At 75.0% G+C, this 18,396-nt stretch carries 12 protein-coding genes and 2 pseudogenes; 13 read left to right on the top strand and 1 reads right to left on the bottom strand.

Annotated elements, in window-relative coordinates:
• Positions 1-467 precede the first annotated feature (467 nt).
• From ACFWMZ_RS20230 to ACFWMZ_RS20180, 11 genes and pseudogenes are all read left to right on the top strand, one after another.
• On the top strand, positions 468-1,394 hold the full coding sequence (locus ACFWMZ_RS20230) for an amino acid ABC transporter permease (RefSeq protein ID WP_383203201.1): 927 nt from the start codon (positions 468-470) through the stop codon (positions 1,392-1,394).
• Entirely contained in the window at positions 1,391-3,379 is a 1,989-nt protein-coding gene (locus ACFWMZ_RS20225; RefSeq protein ID WP_383178832.1) for an FAD/NAD(P)-binding protein, read from the top strand. Before ACFWMZ_RS20230 ends, ACFWMZ_RS20225 begins: the two co-directional genes overlap by 4 nt.
• Before the next feature lie 7 nt (positions 3,380-3,386).
• A complete protein-coding gene (locus tag ACFWMZ_RS20220) occupies positions 3,387-3,857 on the top strand; it encodes a hypothetical protein (protein WP_383178835.1) in 471 nt (156 codons plus the stop codon).
• Between the two features lie 5 nt (positions 3,858-3,862).
• Positions 3,863-4,615: an amino acid ABC transporter ATP-binding protein gene (locus ACFWMZ_RS20215; RefSeq protein ID WP_383203235.1), complete on the top strand. Its 753-nt coding sequence runs from the start codon at positions 3,863-3,865 to the stop codon at positions 4,613-4,615.
• Between the two features lie 125 nt (positions 4,616-4,740).
• Positions 4,741-4,878, top strand: a pseudogene (locus ACFWMZ_RS20210) (ABC transporter substrate-binding protein); the annotation flags it as partial.
• A gap of 79 nt (positions 4,879-4,957) precedes the next feature.
• On the top strand, positions 4,958-6,070 hold the full coding sequence (locus ACFWMZ_RS20205; RefSeq protein ID WP_383178838.1) for an LLM class flavin-dependent oxidoreductase: 1,113 nt from the start codon (positions 4,958-4,960) through the stop codon (positions 6,068-6,070).
• Entirely contained in the window at positions 6,067-7,404 is a 1,338-nt protein-coding gene (locus tag ACFWMZ_RS20200) for an NtaA/DmoA family FMN-dependent monooxygenase (protein WP_383178841.1), read from the top strand. Before ACFWMZ_RS20205 ends, ACFWMZ_RS20200 begins: the two co-directional genes overlap by 4 nt.
• Positions 7,397-8,217 (top strand): annotated as a pseudogene (locus ACFWMZ_RS20195) (DUF1684 domain-containing protein). The gene ACFWMZ_RS20200 and the pseudogene ACFWMZ_RS20195 overlap by 8 nt, the downstream one beginning before the upstream one ends.
• A 229-nt stretch (positions 8,218-8,446) precedes the next feature.
• A complete protein-coding gene (locus ACFWMZ_RS20190; protein WP_383178847.1) occupies positions 8,447-9,346 on the top strand; it encodes a S1 family peptidase in 900 nt (299 codons plus the stop codon).
• A gap of 219 nt (positions 9,347-9,565) precedes the next feature.
• The gene (locus ACFWMZ_RS20185; RefSeq protein ID WP_383203198.1) at positions 9,566-10,702 is read left to right on the top strand and encodes a slipin family protein; all 1,137 of its coding nucleotides are present in this window, start codon (positions 9,566-9,568) and stop codon (positions 10,700-10,702) included.
• Between the two features lie 560 nt (positions 10,703-11,262).
• The gene (locus tag ACFWMZ_RS20180; protein ID WP_383178853.1) at positions 11,263-12,345 is read left to right on the top strand and encodes a S1 family peptidase; all 1,083 of its coding nucleotides are present in this window, start codon (positions 11,263-11,265) and stop codon (positions 12,343-12,345) included.
• A gap of 118 nt (positions 12,346-12,463) precedes the next feature.
• Here ACFWMZ_RS20180 and ACFWMZ_RS20175 read toward each other — a convergent pair whose 3' ends face one another.
• Positions 12,464-13,519: a DUF3533 domain-containing protein gene (locus ACFWMZ_RS20175; protein WP_383178856.1), complete on the bottom strand. Its 1,056-nt coding sequence runs from the start codon at positions 13,517-13,519 to the stop codon at positions 12,464-12,466.
• Between the two features lie 188 nt (positions 13,520-13,707).
• Between ACFWMZ_RS20175 and ACFWMZ_RS20170 the strand changes: the two genes are divergently transcribed.
• Positions 13,708-17,295 (top strand): DNA polymerase III subunit alpha, encoded by a 3,588-nt coding sequence (locus tag ACFWMZ_RS20170; RefSeq protein ID WP_383203196.1) that lies wholly within the window; start codon positions 13,708-13,710, stop codon positions 17,293-17,295.
• A complete protein-coding gene (locus tag ACFWMZ_RS20165; protein ID WP_383203193.1) occupies positions 17,292-18,263 on the top strand; it encodes a hypothetical protein in 972 nt (323 codons plus the stop codon). Before ACFWMZ_RS20170 ends, ACFWMZ_RS20165 begins: the two co-directional genes overlap by 4 nt.
• Positions 18,264-18,396: the final 133 nt, after the last annotated feature.

Raw genomic sequence — 18,396 nt, 5'->3', positions numbered from 1 at the left:
GGGGCGGACGGGCGGGTGCGGAGTGTGAGCGGTGGCGCGAACCCGTGCGGGGACGGGGTGCGGGAAGGGTGCGCGCACCGGCCCCAGGGGGCCGCGAAGGCGGCCGCGCCGGGGGACGGCGGCGGTGCGAAAGACGGGAAGGCCCACGAGAAACGCCCTTGAACAGGGCAGACGCGGCGCGGAACGGCTCAGTGGCCGGGGCGGCTCAACAGGAGGAGGACCACACGCGACCGAAGTCGATGTGGGAGCGCGTCACCAGTCGCCGGGTCGGATGCATGGGCTCAGTGGACCAGGCATCCCGCACGGCGTCAACTGTCCTGAGACGGAGTGCCCATGATGCGGACAGCCTTGACAGCGGGCGTCCGCGCCGCCGTAATCTCGACGGCGGACCGCGCTGAGGGGCGCGGCCCGGGTGCAGTGCCGAGCGACGCGAACCGTGCTCCGACCCTGGAGTCACGGAGTCCGCCATGCCCCCGACACCCTCCGCCGCCCCGGCCCCCTCTCCGGCGCCTCCCCCCGCCGAGGGCGCCCCCGCCGGCCCGGTCCTCACCAAGGAGCCGGAGCCCGCCCCGCTCCGCGTGGTCCCCGTACGCCGCACCGGCCAGTGGGCAGCCGCCGCCGCGGTCCTGCTGCTGCTGGCGATGGCCCTCAACTCGGTGATCCGTAACGAGGCCTTCCAATGGGGCGTCGTCGCCGACTACTTCACCACCCCGGCGATCCTGCGCGGCCTCGGCCTCACCCTCTGGCTGACCGCGCTGGTGATGGTCCTCGGCTTCGTCCTCGGCGCCCTGCTCGCCGTCGCCAGGATGTCGGCCAACCCGGTGCTCAAGAGCGTCAGCTGGGGCTACATCTGGTTCTTCCGCTCCACGCCGGTCCTGGTCCAGCTGCTGTTCTGGTTCAACATCGGCGCGCTCTACCCGCAGCTCGGCCTCGGCATCCCCTTCGGCCCCGAGTTCCTCACCGTCAAGACGGTCAACCTGCTCGGCCCGCTCACCGTCGCCCTCCTCGGCCTCACCCTCCACGAGGCCGCCTACGCCGCCGAGGTGGTCCGCGGCGGCCTGCTCTCCGTCGACCGGGGCCAGACCGAGGCGGCCCAGTCGCTCGGCCTCGGCCGGTGGCGGCGGCTGCGGCGGATCGTCCTGCCGCAGGCTATGCGCGCCATCGTGCCGCCCGCAGGGAACATGCTGATCGGCACCCTCAAGGGCACCTCCATCGTCAGCGTCATCGCCGTCCAGGACCTGCTCTACTCCGTGCAGCTGGTCTACCACCGCACCTACCAGGTCATCCCGCTGCTGCTGGTCGCCACCGTCTGGTACGCCCTGGTCACCACCGTCCTGACCGTCGGCCAGCACTACGTGGAGCGCCACTACGGCCGCTCGGAGCGCGACCGGTGACCCCCGCCCTCGTCGTCGTCGGCGCCGGGCCGCGCGGCACCGGCGTACTGGAGCGGATCGCCGCCAACCTCGCCGAGGTGTACGGCGAGCACCCCCTCGACGTGCACCTGGTCGACCCGCACCCGCCCGGCGGGGGACGGATATGGCGCCGCGACCAGTCGCCGCTGCTCTGGATGAACTCGCACGCCGAGGACGTCACCCTCTTCACCGACGACACCGTGGAGATGGCCGGACCCGTCACCCCGGGCCCCGACCTCGCCGCCTGGGCGGCCGGGTACCGCGAGGGCACCCTGCCGCCGCCCGCCGTCACCCCCGACCCGGAACTCGACCGAGAGATACGCGGCCTGGCCCCGGCCGGCTTCGCCTCCCGGCGGCTGCAGAGCGCCTACCTCGGCTGGGTCCACGCCCGGGCCCGCGCCGCCCTGCCACCGCGGGTCACCGTCCACGAGCACCGGCGCGCCGCCGTCCGCGTCGAAGGCGGCCCGGACGGCGCCCAACGGGTCTGGCTGGAAGGCTCGGACACCCCGCTCACCGCCGACGCCGTCCTGCTCACCCTCGGCCACCTCGACACCGGCCCCGACGCCGGGCAGCGGGAACTGACCGCCTTCGCCGCCCGCCACGGCCTGGCCCACCTGCTGCCCGCCTACACCGCCGACAGCGACCTGGACGCCCTCGCGCCCGGCGAGCCGGTCCTCGTCAGGGGGCTCGGGCTCGCCTTCATCGACCTCATGGTGCTGGTCACCGAGGGACGCGGCGGACGCTGGACCGCCGGGGGCGACGGCCGGCTCGTCTACCACCCCTCCGGCGACGAACCCGTCCTGTACGCGGGCTCCCGCCGGGGCGTCCCCTACCGCTCCAAGATCGGTTACGGCTGGGAGGGCGAGCCGCCGCCGCTGCCCCGCTTCCTCACCGCCGAGGTGGTCGACACCCTGCGCGCGACGGCAGGAGCCGGCGGCGTCGACTTCGCCCGCGACCTGTGGCCGCTGATCGACAAGGAACTCGGCTGGGCCCACTACCACCGCCTCTTCACCACCCGGCCCGGCGCGACCCGCGTCGCCTGGGCCGACTTCGCCGAGAAGTACGCCGCCGCCGCACCGCTCAGCGAGGAACTGCGGACCCTGGTCGCCACCGCCGTCCCCGACCCCGCCGACCGCCTCGACCTCACCGCCCTCGACCGCCCGCTGGCCGGCACCGTCCACCCCGGCCCCGCCGCGCTCCAGGCGGCGCTGCGCCGCCACATCGCCGCCGACCTCGACCGCCGCCACGACCCCGCGCACAGCCCCGACCTGGCCGTCTTCCTCGGACTGCTCTCCGTCTACGGGCAGTTGCTGCGGCTCGGCGACAGCGGTCAGCGCTGGCACGGCTTCTTCAGCCACCTCGCCTCCGGGCCACCGGGCCCCCGGCTGCGCCAGCTCGCCGCCCTCTCCGAGGCGGGAATCGTCCACTTCCTCGGCCCCGGCACCGAGTTCACCGCCGACGAGGAGACCGGGCTCTTCCGCGCCGCCTCACCCGCCGTACCCGGACACCACGTGGAGGCCCGGGTGCTGGTCGAGGCCCGCCTGCCCGACGCCGTCGCCGTCCGCTCCACCGACCCGCTGCCGCGCGCCCTGCTCCGCGACGGGGCCGCCACCGGCGCCGACGGCCTGCTCTCCGTCGACCCCGCCGACGGCCGTCTGCTCGGCCCCGGCGGAACACCCCACCCGCGCCGCTTCGCGCTCGGCCCGCACACCGGCGCCCGGGGCGCCGGGGCCTTCACCCGGCCCCGTACCAACAGCTCCTCCTTCCGCCAGAACGACGCCACCGCCCGCGCCCTGCTCACGCTGCTGCGCGGGGCGGGGGAGCGCGGCGGCGGACGCGGCGGCACGGCGCGTACGGAGAGCGGCGGGCCGGGGACGGCCGACGCCGACTGTCGGCCGGGGCCCTCGCGGCGGAGTTCTCCCGCCGCCGCGAGCCCCCTGTCTCCGCCCCGTACCGTCCCTTCCTGAGGAAGTCATGTCCCTGACCAGTGACCCACCGCGCGGCGGCCCGGCCGTCCCGCCGGCGGCGCCCGCCGCCGCCGAACCCGCCGCCGACGAGGCCGACCGCCTGACCGTCGTCCCCGTCCGCCATCCCTGGCGCCGGCTGGCGGTGGCCGCCACCGCGGTGCTGCTGCTCCAGTTCGCCCACGGCCTCACCACCAACCCCGGCTGGGAGTGGGAGGTGTTCGCCGAGTTCTTCACCGCCATGCGGTCGATCCTGCCCAACGCCGCCAACGAGATCATCTCGCTCTTCAAGGGCACCTCGATCGTCTCCGTCATGGCGATCGGCGAACTCTTCCACCAGGTCCAGGTCGTCTACGGCCGCAACGGCCGCGTCGTGCCGCTGCTCATGGTCGCCACCCTCTGGTACGTCCCGCTCACCACCGTGCTCTCCGTCGTCCAGCACTACGTCGAGAAGCGCTTCGCGAAAGGGGCCACGCCATGAGCGCGATGGTCGAGATCCGTTCCGTCCGCAAGAGCTTCGGCGGCCAGGAGGTGCTGCGCGGCATCGACCTGGAGGTACGCACCGGTGAGGTCACCGTCGTCCTCGGCCCGTCCGGCTCCGGCAAGTCGACGCTGCTGCGGACCGTCAATCACCTGGAGAAGGTCGACAGCGGCCGGATCACCGTCGACGGCAAGCTCGTCGGCTACCGCCGCTCCGGCGACAAGCTGTACCAACTGCGCGAGCGGGAGGTGCTGCGGCAGCGCAGGCAGATCGGCTTCGTCTTCCAGAACTTCCACCTCTTCCCGCATCTGACGGTCCTGGAGAACATCGTGGAGGCGCCGATCTCCGCGCTGAAGCGGCCCCGCGCCGAAGCCGTCGCCGCCGCCCACACCCTGCTGGAGCGGGTCGGCCTCACCGAGAAGGCCGACGCCTACCCCGGCCACCTCTCCGGCGGGCAGCAGCAGCGCGTCGCCATCGCCCGCGCGCTCGCCCTCGAACCCAAGCTGCTCCTCTTCGACGAGCCGACCTCCGCCCTCGACCCGGAACTGGTCGGTGAGGTCCTCGACGTCATCAAGGACCTCGCCCGGCAGGGCACCACCATGATCGTCGTCACCCATGAGATCGGCTTCGCCCGCGAGGTCGCCGACACCGTCGTCTTCATGGACGAGGGGGTCGTCGTCGAACAGGGCCCGCCCGCCGAGGTGCTGGACCGCCCGCGGCAGGACCGCACCCGCGCTTTCCTCTCCAAGGTGCTCTGAGCCGTGCCCGCCCGCCCGGGCCCCCGCCTCCCCGCTCGCCCCGACGCCCCGTCAGCTGAGCCCCAGGAGCACCCCCGTGTCCCGTACCGCCCTCGCCGCCCGGCCCCGCAGAAGCCTCCGCGCCCCTGGTCGACGCCTACGCCGCCGCGCTCGACAAGGTCATCGCCGACGGCACGTACGCCGAGGTGCTCAAGCGGTGGAACCTCGGCGAAGAAGCCGTCGAGAAGTCCGAGATCAACCCGCCCGGCCTGCCCAAGCCCTGACGCGTACCCGGGGGCGGGCCGGCCGACCGCCCGTCCCCGGCCGCCGGACCGCCCCGTCGTACGGAAGGCACCGCCACCCATGCCGGAACCCCACAAGCCGACCACCCTGCACCTGGCCGCCGCGCTCAGCGCGCCCGGCGCCCCGCGGCCGTACACCGCCGCCGACTGGACCCGCCGGGCCCGCCTCGCCGAGGACGGCTCCCTGGACTTCGTCACCCTCACCGACGCCTTCGGCGAGCGTGGCCCCGACGCCCTCCAGGCGCTCACCGTCACCGCGCCCGCCACCGCCCGCGTCGGGCTGGTCCCGGCCGTCACCACCACCCACACCGAGCCGTTCCACCTCCAGGCCGCCGTCGCCACCCTCGACTGGGTCAGCGGCGGCCGCGCGGGATGGCTGCCCGCCGTCTCCACCACCGAGGCCGAGGCCCGCCTCTTCGGGCGCCGCCCCGCCGCCCCCGCCGCCGACCTGTGGCACGAGGCGGGTGAGGTCGCCGAGGCGGCCGGGCTGCTCTGGGACAGCTGGGAGGACGACGCGGAGATCCGCGACCTCGACACCGGCCGCTTCGTCGACCGCGACAAGCTCCACTACGCCGACTTCACCGGCCGCACCTTCAGCGTCCGGGGGCCCTCGATCGTGCCCAGGCCGCCGCAGGGCCGGCCCGTCGTCGTGGTCGACACCGCGAGCCCGCACGCCCGCGACACCGCCGCCCGCCACGCCGGCGTCGCCCTCGTCCACGCCCAGGGCCCGGCCGCCGCGGCGGCCGCCCGCGAGGAGCTGCTCTCCCGCGCCGCCGACGCGGGCCGCGACCCGGGCGCCCTGCGGGTCCTGGCCGCGCTCACCGTCGACCTCGGCGGCGGGGAGCACGCGGCCGTCCCCTCGCACGGCGGCGGCGGACCCCGGGCGGGCGGCGCCGGGTCCCCCGCGGTCTACCGGGGCGGCCCCGTCGACCTCGCCGAACTCGTCACCGCCTGGCACGGCACGGGGGCCGTCGACGGCTTCCACTTCACCCCGGCCGACCCGGACCGCGACCTGGAGCGCCTCATCAACGGCACCGTCGCCCTGCTCCAGCACCGGGGCCGGTTCCGCACCTTCTATCCCGGCGCCACCCTCCGCGACCACCTGGGCCTGGCCCGGCCCGCGAGCCGGTACGCCGCCGGCCGATCCGCGACCACTCCGGGGGAGCCCGCATGACCAGCCGACCGATGCACCTCGCCGCCCACTTCCCGGGCGTCAACAACACCACCGTCTGGGCCGACGACGTCCAGACCTCACCGCCGCCCACCGGACCCGGCGGACGGCAGATCGCCTTCTCCTCCTTCACCCACCTGGCCAGGACCGCCGAACGCGGCCTCTTCGACTTCTTCTTCCTCGCCGAGGGGCTGCGGCTCCGCGAGCACCAGGGACGCATCCACGATCTCGACGTGGTCGGCCGCCCCGAGTCGCTGACCGTCCTCACCGCGCTGGCCGCCACCACCGAACGGCTCGGCCTCGCCGCCACCGTCAACGCCACCTTCAACGAGCCCTACGAACTGGCCCGCCGCCTCGCCACCCTGGACCACCTCAGCGCGGGCCGGGCCGCCTGGAACGTCGTCACCTCCTTCGACGCGTTCACCGGCGAGAACTTCCGGCGCGGCGGCTTCCTCGACCGGGCCGACCGCTACACCCGCGCCGCCGAGTTCGTCGCCACCGCCCGCGAACTGTGGGACGCCGCCGCCCCGGACGGCGCCGGGCAGCCGGTCACCCACGAGGGCCGGCACTTCCGGATCGAGGGGCGGTTCGGACTGCCCCGCTCCCCGCAGGGCCACCCCGTCGTCATCCAGGCCGGCGACTCGCCGCAGGGCCGGGACTTCGCCGCCTCGGCGGCCGACGTCGTCTTCACCCGGCACGGCACGCTGGAGGCGGGCCGCGCCTTCTACGCCGACGTGAAGGACCGGCTCCCCGCCCACGGGCGGCAGCCTGACGACCTCAAGATCATGCCCGGTGCCACCTTCGTCCTCGGCGACACCGACGCCGAGGCGCAGGAGAACGCGGTGGAGATCCGGCGCCGCCAGATCTCCCCGCAGAACGCCCTGTACGCCCTGGAGCAGGTCTGGGGCGTCGACCTCTCCGGGCACGACCCGGACGGCCCGCTGCCCGAGGCCGACCCCGACGTCGACTCGGCCTTCGTACAGGGCCGGGTGAAGCACGGCGACCCGCGCGAGCTCGCCGAGAAGTGGCGGGCGCTCTCCGCCGAGAAGGGGCTCAGCAGCCGCGAGACGGTCATCGAGGCCACCGGCAGGCAGTCCTTCATCGGCACGCCAGCGGCCGTCGCCGAGCAGATGACCTCCTTCGTCGACCGGCGGGCCGCCGACGGCTTCATCCTCGTCCCGCACCTGACGCCGGACGGGCTCGACCCGTTCGTCGACCAGGTCGTGCCGATCCTCCAGGAGCGCGGTGCCTTCCGTACCGAGTACACCGGCACCACCCTCCGCGACCACCTCGGCCTGCCCGCGCCGCGTCCGCGGACGGAGGCCGGCCGTGGCTGAGACGACCGGGGAGCGGGCGGCGGCCGGGAGCCGGACCGCCGCCGAGGAGTGGCACCGCCGCCGCACGGCCTGGCTCACCGCTCCCCACGGCCCGCTCTCCGCCACCGGTGTCCACTGGCTGGACGATTTTCCGGAAGGACGACTTCCGGCCATCCCGGGGCGGTGGACGGCCGACGAGGACCGGGCCCTGGTGACCGCCGCCCCCGCCGACGGGCTCGCCGTCGACGGCCGCCCGCTGGACGGCACCGCCCGCCTCGACGCCGACCAGGGAGCGCCCGGAAAGGCCCGCGCCGGGCAGGGCGGGCGACGCTTCGCGGTGCTCCGGCGCGAGGGCCTCTGGGCGGTCCGCGCCCACGATCCCGACGCCGGACGGCGCCGCGCATCGCACTCTGGCCCGACGATCCGGCGGCCCGGAGCACCGGGACGTTCACCCCGTACCCGGACACCGGGACAGCGCGGGTGGAGAACGCCGACGGGCACCACCGGGGCCTCGGCCTCGGCGGTGAACTCGCCCTCACCCTGGGTGGCGAGGCGGTGACCCTGCAGGTCACGGTGGAGGCGGGCGGCGGGCTGTGGGCCGTCTTCGCGGACGCCACCGGCGCCGGACCGGACGCCGCGGCCGAGGGCGGGCACCGGTTCCGCTTCCTGCGCACCGCGGCGCCGGCCGCGGACGGCTCGGTCGCCGTCGACCTCAACCGGGCCGAGCTGCCGCCGTGCGCCTTCTCGCCGTACTTCCTCTGCCCCTTCCCGCCGCCGGGCAACGCCCTGGCGGCCCCCGTCCGGGCGGGGGAGCGGAACCTCGCGGCGGCCTGAGGCGTCCCACACCACAGCGCAGCCCCGGGAGATCCGACTCCCGGGGCCATGCGCGCGGCATCAGGCAGCAGGCCGAAAGCCGCCCTTGTGCGCCGTGAGCGGTCCCCGAATACTCCCGTCCAGCGCTTGTCAGGGGCACGTCGCATCCGGAATGCGGACGCTCCCCCGACTGCGCCTCACCGGGCCCCGACCCCACGCGGCCCTCGGTTCCTTTCGGGAGGAAACACCAGTGAGGATCAAGCGCACCACCCCCCGCAGCGGCGTCGCGAGACGCACCCGTCTGATCGCGCTCGCCGCCGGCCTCGCCGCCGTCGGCGCGTTCGCGACTCCGACGGCCCACGCAGGCGAGAGCTCCGCCTACAGCTCGGCGCAGCTCACCAGTGCCGCCGAGGCGGTGCTCGACACCGACGTCGCCGGCACCGCCTGGTACGTCGACAAGGCGGCCGGCAAGGTCGTCGTCACCGCCGACTCCACCGTCTCCAAGGCCGAGATCGCCAAGATCCAGAAGGCGGCGGGCGGTGAGGCCGGCGCCCTGGAGATCAACCGCACCGAGGGCACCTTCAGCCCGCTGCTCTCCGGCGGCGACGCCATCTACAGCAGCGGCTCCCGCTGCTCCCTCGGCTTCAACGTGCGCAGCGGCAGCACCTACTACGCGCTGACCGCCGGGCACTGCACCAGCGGCACCAGCACCTGGTACACCAACTCGTCGGGCACCACGGCCTTCGGCACGGTCTCCGGATCGAGCTTCCCGAACAACGACTACGGCATCATCCGCTACACCAACTCCTCCGTGCCGGTCTCCGGCACCGTGGGCAGCGTCGACATCACCCGGGCCGCCAACCCGACGGTCGGCCAGTCGGTGACCCGCCGCGGCTCCACCACCGGCATCCACAGCGGCACGGTCACCGGCCTCAACGCCACCGTGAACTACGGCAGCGGCCAGGTCGTCTACGGCATGATCCAGACCAACGTCTGCGCCGAGCCCGGCGACTCCGGCGGCGCCCTCTACTCCGGGTCGACCGCGCTCGGTCTGACCTCCGGCGGCAGCGGCAACTGCTCCTCGGGCGGCACGACCTTCTTCCAGCCGGTCGTCGAGGCCCTGAACGCCTACGGCGTCAGCGTCTTCTAGGCCCGCCCCACCCCGCGGACCCGCCAGGGTCCCCCGCACCTCGGGTCCCGTACGGAGCGCGGACGCGCGCCCCGTACGGGACGGCCCCCGGGCGAACCGGTCGCGAACGGTTCCCCGGGGGCGGCCCCCGTTCACGACCGGCCCTCCCCGCCGGGCCGTCGAACGCGTTACCGTCGGAAGTGACGCGCATCACTTTCCTACGGGACCCTGGGGGCCGTCATGATCGAGGAGCTGGTGACCGCGGGCGCGGCCACGGCGTCCGCCGGAGCGCTGTACGTGATGGCCGCGGCCCGGGTGGTGAAGCAGTACGAACGGGGTGTGGTCTTCCGCCTCGGGCGGCTGCTGCCGGAAGTGCGCAGGCCGGGCTTCACCCTGGTGGTGCCGATCGTCGACCGGCTGCACAAGGTGAGCCTCCAGATCATCACGCTGCCCATCCCGGCACAGGAGGGCATCACCCGCGACAACGTCACCGTCCGCGTCGACGCCGTCGTCTACTTCAAGGTCGTCAGCCCCGCCGACGCGCTGGTCCGCGTAGAGGACTACCGCTTCGCCGTCTCGCAGATGGCGCAGACCTCGCTCCGCTCCATCATCGGCAAGAGCGAGCTGGACGACCTCCTCTCCAACCGGGAGAAGCTCAACCAGGGCCTGGAGCTGATGATCGACAACCCCGCCGTCGAGTGGGGTGTCACCATCGACCGGGTCGAGATCAAGGACGTCTCCCTGCCAGAGACGATGAAGCGGTCCATGGCCCGGCAGGCCGAGGCCGACCGTGAGCGCCGGGCCCGGGTCATCAACGCCGACGCCGAGCTCCAGGCGTCGAAGAAGCTCGCGGGCGCCGCCAAGGTGATGTCCGAGCAGCCGGCCGCGCTCCAGCTGCGGCTGCTCCAGACCGTGGTCGCGGTCGCCGCCGAGAAGAACTCCACCCTCGTCCTGCCGTTCCCGGTCGAGCTGCTGCGGTTCCTGGAGCGGGCCGCGCCGCTCCCGGGCGCCCAGGTCGCCGGCGGCTCCCCGGCGCCGGACGGGCAGGGGGCCGCCGCGGCCTCCTCCGTGGCCGCCGGGGAGGAGACCGACCCGGAGGCCGTCGCCGCCCAGGCCCAGGAACTGTCCGGGGAGTTCCCGCCGGGGATGCCCGGGGGAGTGGTGCGGCAACTGCTGGAAGGGCTGGGGGAGAAGGGCGTGCCAGGGCTGGTGGGGGAGCGGGCGGTGTCGGCGACGGAGCCTGGCGCTGCTGACATGCCGGACGTCCTCGCCGACCCGGATGCCGACGCCGGCACCGGTACCGGTACGGAGGGCGCCGCAGGGGAGTTCGGTGAGCCCGGGGAGCCCCCGGGTGAGGGTGGCGCGTCGCGGGGCTGAAACCGTTCGCACGGCTGAGGGGCCGCCCGGAAAGGGCGGACGAGGAGGCCGACAAGTGAGGACCGGCCGGGATCTCCCGGCCGGTCCCTCGTGTGTGCGGAGCCGCGGGGGCCGGGCGGAGGGAACGGCGGACCCGTGCCGTCCGTCTCAGGCGCCGTATGGGCGAGGGGAGTTGGGGAGGTTCCGTGACCGGGGTGCGGCCGGGGCGTGAGCAGGATGCGGGCAGACTGGGAACGCCTGATTCCGGTGGGGCGGAAACCAGACTGGACTAGTCCTCACCCCGGGCGGCGAGACGACTGCGGAGGGTGGGACCTCGCATGTGCGAGCTGGGGTGACGGGGTGCGGGCGGGGGTGCGGTGCGGCGTACACGGGCCGTACGGGAGGCCGGAAGTCGACCTTGTGTGCTGACTCACGGCCTCGCAATAGTTGCTGCCACGCAGGGCCCGGAAGCGACGGGGCCGGTCACCGCCGGCCCTTTTCCTCCGAGCCCGTTCCTTCCGGCTGCCCGACCGACCCCCACACGCGGTCCGGCGGCCGAACCCCCCACAGGAGGACGTTACGTGAACCACCGACGCATACCCAAGCGGCGGGTCGCCGTGACCGGTGCGGGCATCGCCGCACTCGTCGCCGCCGGGCTGAGCTTCCAGACGGCCAACGCCAGCGAACCGCAGACCGCCGAGCCGCGCACCCTCTCGGTCGCCTCCGCGGACAAGCTCGCCACCACCCTCGCCGACGACCTCGGCAAGGCGGCCGCCGGGACGTACTACGACGCCAAGGCGAAGAACCTGGTGGTGAACGTCCTCGACAAGGCCGCCGCCACCGAGGTCGAGGCGTCCGGTGCCAAGGCCAGAATCGTCCAGCACTCGCTCACCGCGCTGAACGACGCCCGCGCCACCCTCAAGGACCGTGCCAGCATCGCGGGCACCTCGTGGGCGATCGACCCGACCAGCAACAAGGTCGTCGTCACCGCCGACCGCACCGTCGAGGGCAAGAAGCTCGCGCAGCTCACCAAGGTGGTCGACGGACTCGGCTCCAAGGCCGAACTCAAGCGCACCAACGGAGAGTTCAAGCGGTTCATCGCGGGTGGCGACGCCATCCACGGCAACGGCGGCCGCTGCTCGCTCGGCTTCAACGTGGTGAAGGGCGGCGAGCCGTACTTCCTCACCGCCGGACACTGCACCGAGGGCATCTCCAGCTGGTCCGAGACCTCCGGCGGCGCCGAGATCGGCACCACGGTCGAGTCGAACTTCCCCGGCGACGACTACGGCCTGGTCAAGTACACCGGCTCCACCGCGCACCCCAGCGAGGTGAACCTGTACGACGGCAGCACCCAGGCCATCACCGGCGCCGGCGACGCCACCGTCGGCCAGTCGGTGACCCGCTCCGGCTCCACCACGCAGGTCTCCACCGGAGAGGTGACGGCGCTCGACGCCACCGTGAACTACGGCGGCGGCGACATCGTCGAGGGCCTGATCCAGACCACCGTCTGCGCCGAGCCCGGCGACAGCGGCGGCTCGCTCTTCGCCGGTTCCACGGCGCTGGGCCTCACCTCCGGCGGCAGCGGCGACTGCTCCTCGGGCGGCGAGACCTTCTTCCAGCCGGTGCCGGAAGCGCTCTCCGCGTACGGCGTCGAGATCGGCTGACGCCCCGCTGAACCGAACCCCGGCCGGAGTCCCAGCCCGGCCGGGGTTTCGCGCGTCCGGGCGGCCGTCCCCCGCGGGTGGGGGCGCCGCCCGCCGGGGCGTGCTCCCCGGCTCCGGCTCACTCCGGCAGGCCCCGCGAGCGCTCCCGGTCCCCGCGGTACAGGGAGGCCGCCACGGTCACCAGGATGCCGCCCGCCGCCCAGGCCGCCAGCACCAGCAGCGAACCGGTGAGCGCCCGCCCGTCGAAATACGCGATCGAACGCGCCGCCCAGGTCCCGGCCCCGGGCTGGAGGGCCGGGCCGATCGCCTCCCAGAACGGCGGCAGCATCGGCAGCGGGAAGGCGCCGCCCGCGCTCGGGTTGCCGCCGACCACCACAATCAGCACGGCCAGGCCGATGCCGACGACGCCGGTCGCCGCCTCCAGGGCCAGCGTCAGCGAGCCGACCGAGAAGACCACCAGGGCGCCCAGCCCCCACAGGCCCCACAGGCTGCCGGGCAGGGCGCCGAGGACCGGCCCGACCACCACCGCGCCGCCGAGGCCGCCCGCGATCGCGTACAGCGCCATGGTGGCGAGCCGGATCACGGCGCGCCGCCCGTTGGCCGGGCGGGTGCCCGCGCTGATCGCCAGCAGCGAGGCGGTCAGGTAGCCGCCCACGCACCAGCCGACGACCAGGTAGAAGGAGGAGAGGCCGTTGAAGTCGTCGCCGGAGGCGGGGGCGACGTCCACCGTCCGGACCTGGCGGTCCTCGGTGGCGTCGGCCTCGGAGACGATCCGCTCCAGCGCCTCGGCCAGTACGGTGCCGCCGCCCGAGGCGACCAGCAGCCGGTCGGTGGTGCCCCGCGGGTCCACCACCAGGGCCCCGTCGATCTCCCGCTCCATGATCTGGTGGCGGGCCTCCGCCTCGTCGGCGACCGTCCGCGCGTCCAGCGGCTCCCCGGGGAGCCCGCCCAGCCGGGAGACCAGCTCCTCGCTCTGCCCGGCGGAGCCCGGCACGGCCACCCCGAAGGGGACGTGGCTCGGCTTCGGGTCGTGCAGCGCGCCCACGTAGCTGGCGATGAACAGGAGCTGGAGGGCGAGGGCGCCGATGACGAGCAGCGTGGTCCGCGGGGTGACCGCGTCCCGCAGCTCGGCACCGAGGCCACGGGGCGTGGCGGGTCCGGCGGAGTGCGACATTCCCCCACGCTGTCGCCGCCCGTCCGGACCCGCAGTCGGGACCGGTCCGAATGGCTGACCGGGCGGGCCCCTGTCCGGGTGTGAGAAGAAGCGCAGGTCACGAGGGGCCGCGTGCGGGGCGGGGCAGGCCGCGTACGGTTATCGTACGAGTGTTCGAAACCTGGTCTATGGTGGAGAGCGGGGGGTGAGTGGAAGCCGAGATTCCGGAGGTGTGCGCGGTGGGGTTCACACATCTGCACACCGTCTCGGGCTACTCCCTGCGGTACGGCGCCTCGCACCCCGAGCGGCTCGCCGAGCGCGCCTCCGAGCGCGGCATGGACGCCGTCGCCCTCACCGACCGGGACACCCTCGCCGGAGCCGTCCGCTTCGCCAAGGCGTGCGCCACGGCCGGGGTGCGACCCCTCTTCGGCGTCGAACTCGCCGTCGGCGAGCGCCCCCGCCCGCAGGGCCGGGTCCCGGTGCGCGGCGGCGCCTTCATCGACGAGTCCGCCGCCCGCGTCACCTACCTCGCCCGGGACGGCGCCACCGGCTGGGCCACCCTCTGCCGCCTGGTCACCGCCGCCCATGCCGCCGGCGCCGACCAGCCCCTGCTGCCCTGGCGGGAGAACCACGGTGAGGGCGTCACCGTCCTGCTCGGCCCCGCCTCCGACGTCGGCCGCGCCCTCGCCGCGGGCCGCCCCGACCGGGCCGCGCGGCTCCTCGCCCCCTGGCGCGAGGTGTACGGCGACGCGCTGCGCCTGGAAGCCGTCCACCACGGGCTGAGCGGCACCGGCCCCGGCTCGCTCCGCCTCGCCGCCCGCACCGCCGGCTTCGCCGCCGACCAGGGCGTCCCCGCCGTCCTCACCAACGCCGTCCGCTACGCCGACCCCGGCTCGGGCCCGGCCGCCGACGTCCTGGACGCCGCCCGCAGGCTGGTCCCGGTCGACCCGCGCCGGGGCCTGGACAGCGGTGAGCGGTGGCTGAAGGACGCCGACGCCATGGCCCGTACCGCCGAGCGGATCGCCGAGGCCGCCGGGCTCGGCCCCGAGGGCGCCGCCCGGCTCCTCGCCGAGACCCGCCGCACCGCCGACGCCTGCCTCGTCGACCCCGAGGACGACCTCGGTATCGGCGCGGTCCGCTTCCCCGAGGCCGCCCTGGTCGGCGCCGGGCGCCGCACCGCGCAGCGGGTGCTCGCCTCCCGGGCCGCGGCGGGCATGGTCCGCCTCGGCCACGAGCGGAAGGCCGCGTACTGGGACCGCCTCCATCACGAGCTGGACATCATCGCCCACCACGGCTTCGCCACGTACTTCCTCACCGTCGCCCAGGTCGTGGACGACGTCCGCGACCTCGGCGTCCGGGTCGCCGCCCGGGGCTCCGGCGCCGGGTCCCTCGTCAACCACCTGCTGGGCATCGCCCACGCCGACCCCGTCGAGCACGGGCTGCTCATGGAGCGGTTCCTCTCCAAGCGCCGGGCCGTCCTGCCCGACATCGACATCGACGTGGAGTCCGCCCGCCGCCTGGAGGTGTACCGGGCGATCCTCGGGCGTTTCGGCGCCGAGCGCGTCGCCACCGTCGCCATGCCCGAGACCTACCGGGTCCGGCACGCCGTCCGCGACGTGGGCGCCGCCCTGTCCATGGACCCCGCCGACATCGACCGGATCGCCAAGGCGTTCCCGCACATCCGGGCCCGCGACGCCCGCGCGGCCCTCGCCGAACTGCCCGAACTGAAGCAGATCAACGAGGAGTTCGGCGGCCGCGACCGGCTCTGGCAACTGGTCGAGGAGCTGGACGCGCTGCCGCGCGGCGTCGCCATGCACCCGTGCGGCGTCCTCCTCTCCGACGCCTCCCTCACCGCCCGCACCCCCGTCGTCCCCACCAGCGGCGAGCAACTGCCGATGTCCCAGTTCGACAAGGAGGACGTGGAGGACCTCGGCCTGCTCAAACTCGACGTCCTCGGCGTCCGCATGCAGTCCGCGATGGCCCACGCCACCGCCGAGGTCGAACGCGCCACCGGCGAGCCGCTCGACCTCGACCGTGAGGCCGACCCGGGCCGCGCCGACCCCGGGACCTACGAACTGATCCGCTCCGCCGAGACCCTCGGCTGCTTCCAGATCGAGTCGCCCGGCCAGCGCGACCTGGTCGGACGGCTCCAGCCGGACAGCTTCCACGACCTGGTCGTGGACATCTCGCTGTTCCGCCCCGGGCCGGTCGCCGCCGACATGGTCCGCCCCTTCATCGAGGCCCGGCACGGCCGCGCCCCCGTCCGCCACCCCCACCCCGACCTGGAGGGCGCCCTCCGCGAGACCTACGGCGTCGTCGTCTTCCACGAGCAGATCATCGAGATCGTCTCCGTCCTCACCGGCTGCGGTCGCGACCGCGCCGACCAGGTGCGGCGCGCCCTCTCCGACCCCGAGGCCCAGGGCCGGCTGCGGGTCTGGTTCGCCCAGCACGCCGCCGCCCGCGGCTACACCGCCGAGGTGATCGCCCGTACCTGGGAGATCGTCGAGGCCTTCGGCAGCTACGGCTTCTGCAAGGCGCACGCCGTCGCCTTCGCCGTCCCCACCTACCAGTCGGCCTGGCTCAAGGCCCACCACCCCGCCGCCTTCTACGCCGGGCTGCTCACCCACGACCCCGGCATGTACCCCAAGCGGCTGCTGCTCGCCGACGCTCGCAGGCGCGGGGTGCCGGTGCTGCCGCTCGACGTGAACCGGTCCGGCGCCACCCATCGGATCGAACTGGTGTCCGGTGACGGGGAGCGGCCCGGGCGGTGGGGCGTACGCCTCGCCCTCAGCGACGTCCACGGCATCAGCGAGGCCGAGGCCGCCCGGATCGAGGAGCACGCCCCGTACGCCTCGCTCCTCGACTTCTGGCAGCGCGCCCGGCCCGGCCGCCCCGTCGCCGAACGGCTCGCCCAGGTCGGCGCGCTCGACGCGTTCGGCGCCAACCGCCGCGACCTCCTGCTCCACCTCACCGAACTCCACCGGGGCCGCCCGCGGGGCGCCGCCGCCCAGCCCACCCTGCTCGGCGCCGACTCCGCCCCCGGCGCCCGCCGCGTCCCCTCCGCCGGCCTGCCCGACCTGGACGAGACCGAACGGCTCAGCGCCGAGCTGGGCGTCCTCGGCATGGACGCCTCCCGCAACCTCATGGACGACCACCGGGACTTCCTCGAAGAGCTGCGGGTCACCTCCGCCCGGGCGCTGCGCGGCGCCTCGCACGGCAGCACCGTGCTGGTCGCCGGGGCCAAGGTCGCCACCCAGACCCCGCCGGTCCGCTCCGGGCGCCGCGTCGTCTTCACCACCCTCGACGACTCCACCGGCCTGGTCGACCTCGCCTTCTTCGACGACAGCCACGAGGCGTGCGCCCACACCGTCTTCCACTCCTGGCTGCTACTGGTCCGCGGCACCGTGCAGCGCCGGGGCGCGCGCAGCCTCAGCGTGGTCGGCACCGCCGCCTGGAACCTCGCCGACCTCATCGAACTCCGCCGCGACCAGGGCCTGGAGGCGGTCGCCGCCCACCTCGCCCCGGGCGCGGACCACGCCCCGGCGGGCGCGCCGGGCCGCCGCATCCGGATGAGCACCGGGTACGAGATGAACGCCTGGGCCGACCTCCGCCCGGCCGGTCCCGGCGCCACCACCACCGGGGCGCTGCCCGCGCCCGCCGGGGAACGGGTGGACGCCCCCGAGGGTCAGGCGACCCCGGACGCCGAGAACCCCGCCCGGCCGCCCGCCGGGATCACCCGTGCCGAGACCGCCGGGAACGGGCGGCTGTGGCACCGGAGCCAGGGGAGTGCCGGATGATCCTCTGTATACGGTTCCGCCTCGGCGCGGAGCGCGAAGCGGCACTGCCGGAGCTGGCCCGGCTCGCCGAGGACATCAGCCCCGTCGTGCAGGCCGCCCCGCCCGACACCCTCCTGGTCGACGTGGGCGGCGCGCTGCGCTACTTCGGACAGGACGCGGCCCGCCTCGCCGCCGTCCTCAGGGTCCGCGCCCTCGCCCACACCGGCACCGCCTGCACCATCGGCGTGGCCGCCAACCCGCTGCTCGCCAGGATGGCCGCCCGGCAGGCGGAGTCCGGCACGACCCTGCTGGTCCCCGACACCCCGGAGGCCGTGGTGGAGTTCCTCCACCCGCGCCCGGTCGTCGCCCTGCCCGGCGTGGGCCCCGGCACCGCGCGCGCCCTCTGCGCGTACGGCCTGGACACCGTCGGCCGCCTCGCCACCGCCCCGCTCGGCACCCTCCAGCGGCTCACCACCGCCCGCACCGGGCGCGAGCTGTACGAGAAGGCGCGCGGCATCGACCGGACGCCGGTCGTCCGCAACGCCGCCGCCCAGTCGCTCGCCGCCGAACGGGTCTTCGGCCGCGACGAGCTGGACCGGGACACCCAGCGCCGCGCGCTGCTCTCCCTCACCACCGAGCTCGGCCTCCGGATGCGCGACGCGGGCCAGGTGGGGCGGGTTCTCGCCCTGACCGTCCGGTACGCCGACCGGTCCACGACGACCCGCAGCCGGACCCTCGCGGAGCCGACCGCGCACACCGCCGCCCTCACCGGCGCCGCCTACGCCCTGCACGACGCGCTCGGCCTCCAGCGGGCCCGGGTCCGCGCCGTCGCGCTGCGCGCCGAAGGGCTCACCGCGGCCGAGCACGCCGCCCACCAGCTGACCTTCGACCCCACCGACGACAAACTCCGCCGCCTGGAGGCCGCCGCGGACCGGGCTCGCGCCCGGTTCGGGCCGAGGGTCGTGGTCCCGGGAACCCTCGCGGCCTGACGCCCGCCTCGGGATCGGCCTCAAGCGCCGGTCACCGATGGCCTCAAACGCCGGCCGGGCTGAAAGGTGGCCTCAAACGCCGGCCGGGCTGGAGTTTCGGCGGGGGCTCAGGCCGACACCCCAGCCCGGCCGG

The organism is Streptomyces sp. NPDC058373 (genome assembly GCF_042723275.1).
Taxonomy (GTDB): Bacteria; Actinomycetota; Actinomycetes; order Streptomycetales; family Streptomycetaceae; genus Streptomyces.
This window is presented reverse-complemented; position numbering and strand designations above follow the sequence as displayed.

Bases quoted from the DNA above. Each gene is read 5' to 3' on its own strand.
- ACFWMZ_RS20230 (WP_383203201.1), top strand. From the start codon at position 468: ATGCCCCCGACACCCTCCGCCGCCCCGGCCCCCTCTCCGGCGCCTCCC.
- ACFWMZ_RS20200 (WP_383178841.1), top strand. From the start codon at position 6,067: ATGACCAGCCGACCGATGCACCTCGCCGCCCACTTCCCGGGCGTCAAC.
- ACFWMZ_RS20205 (WP_383178838.1), top strand. From the start codon at position 4,958: ATGCCGGAACCCCACAAGCCGACCACCCTGCACCTGGCCGCCGCGCTC.
- ACFWMZ_RS20165 (WP_383203193.1), top strand. From the start codon at position 17,292: ATGATCCTCTGTATACGGTTCCGCCTCGGCGCGGAGCGCGAAGCGGCA.
- ACFWMZ_RS20220 (WP_383178835.1), top strand. From the start codon at position 3,387: ATGTCCCTGACCAGTGACCCACCGCGCGGCGGCCCGGCCGTCCCGCCG.
- ACFWMZ_RS20185 (WP_383203198.1), top strand. From the start codon at position 9,566: ATGATCGAGGAGCTGGTGACCGCGGGCGCGGCCACGGCGTCCGCCGGA.
- ACFWMZ_RS20215 (WP_383203235.1), top strand. From the start codon at position 3,863: ATGGTCGAGATCCGTTCCGTCCGCAAGAGCTTCGGCGGCCAGGAGGTG.
- ACFWMZ_RS20175 (WP_383178856.1), bottom strand. From the start codon at position 13,519: ATGTCGCACTCCGCCGGACCCGCCACGCCCCGTGGCCTCGGTGCCGAG.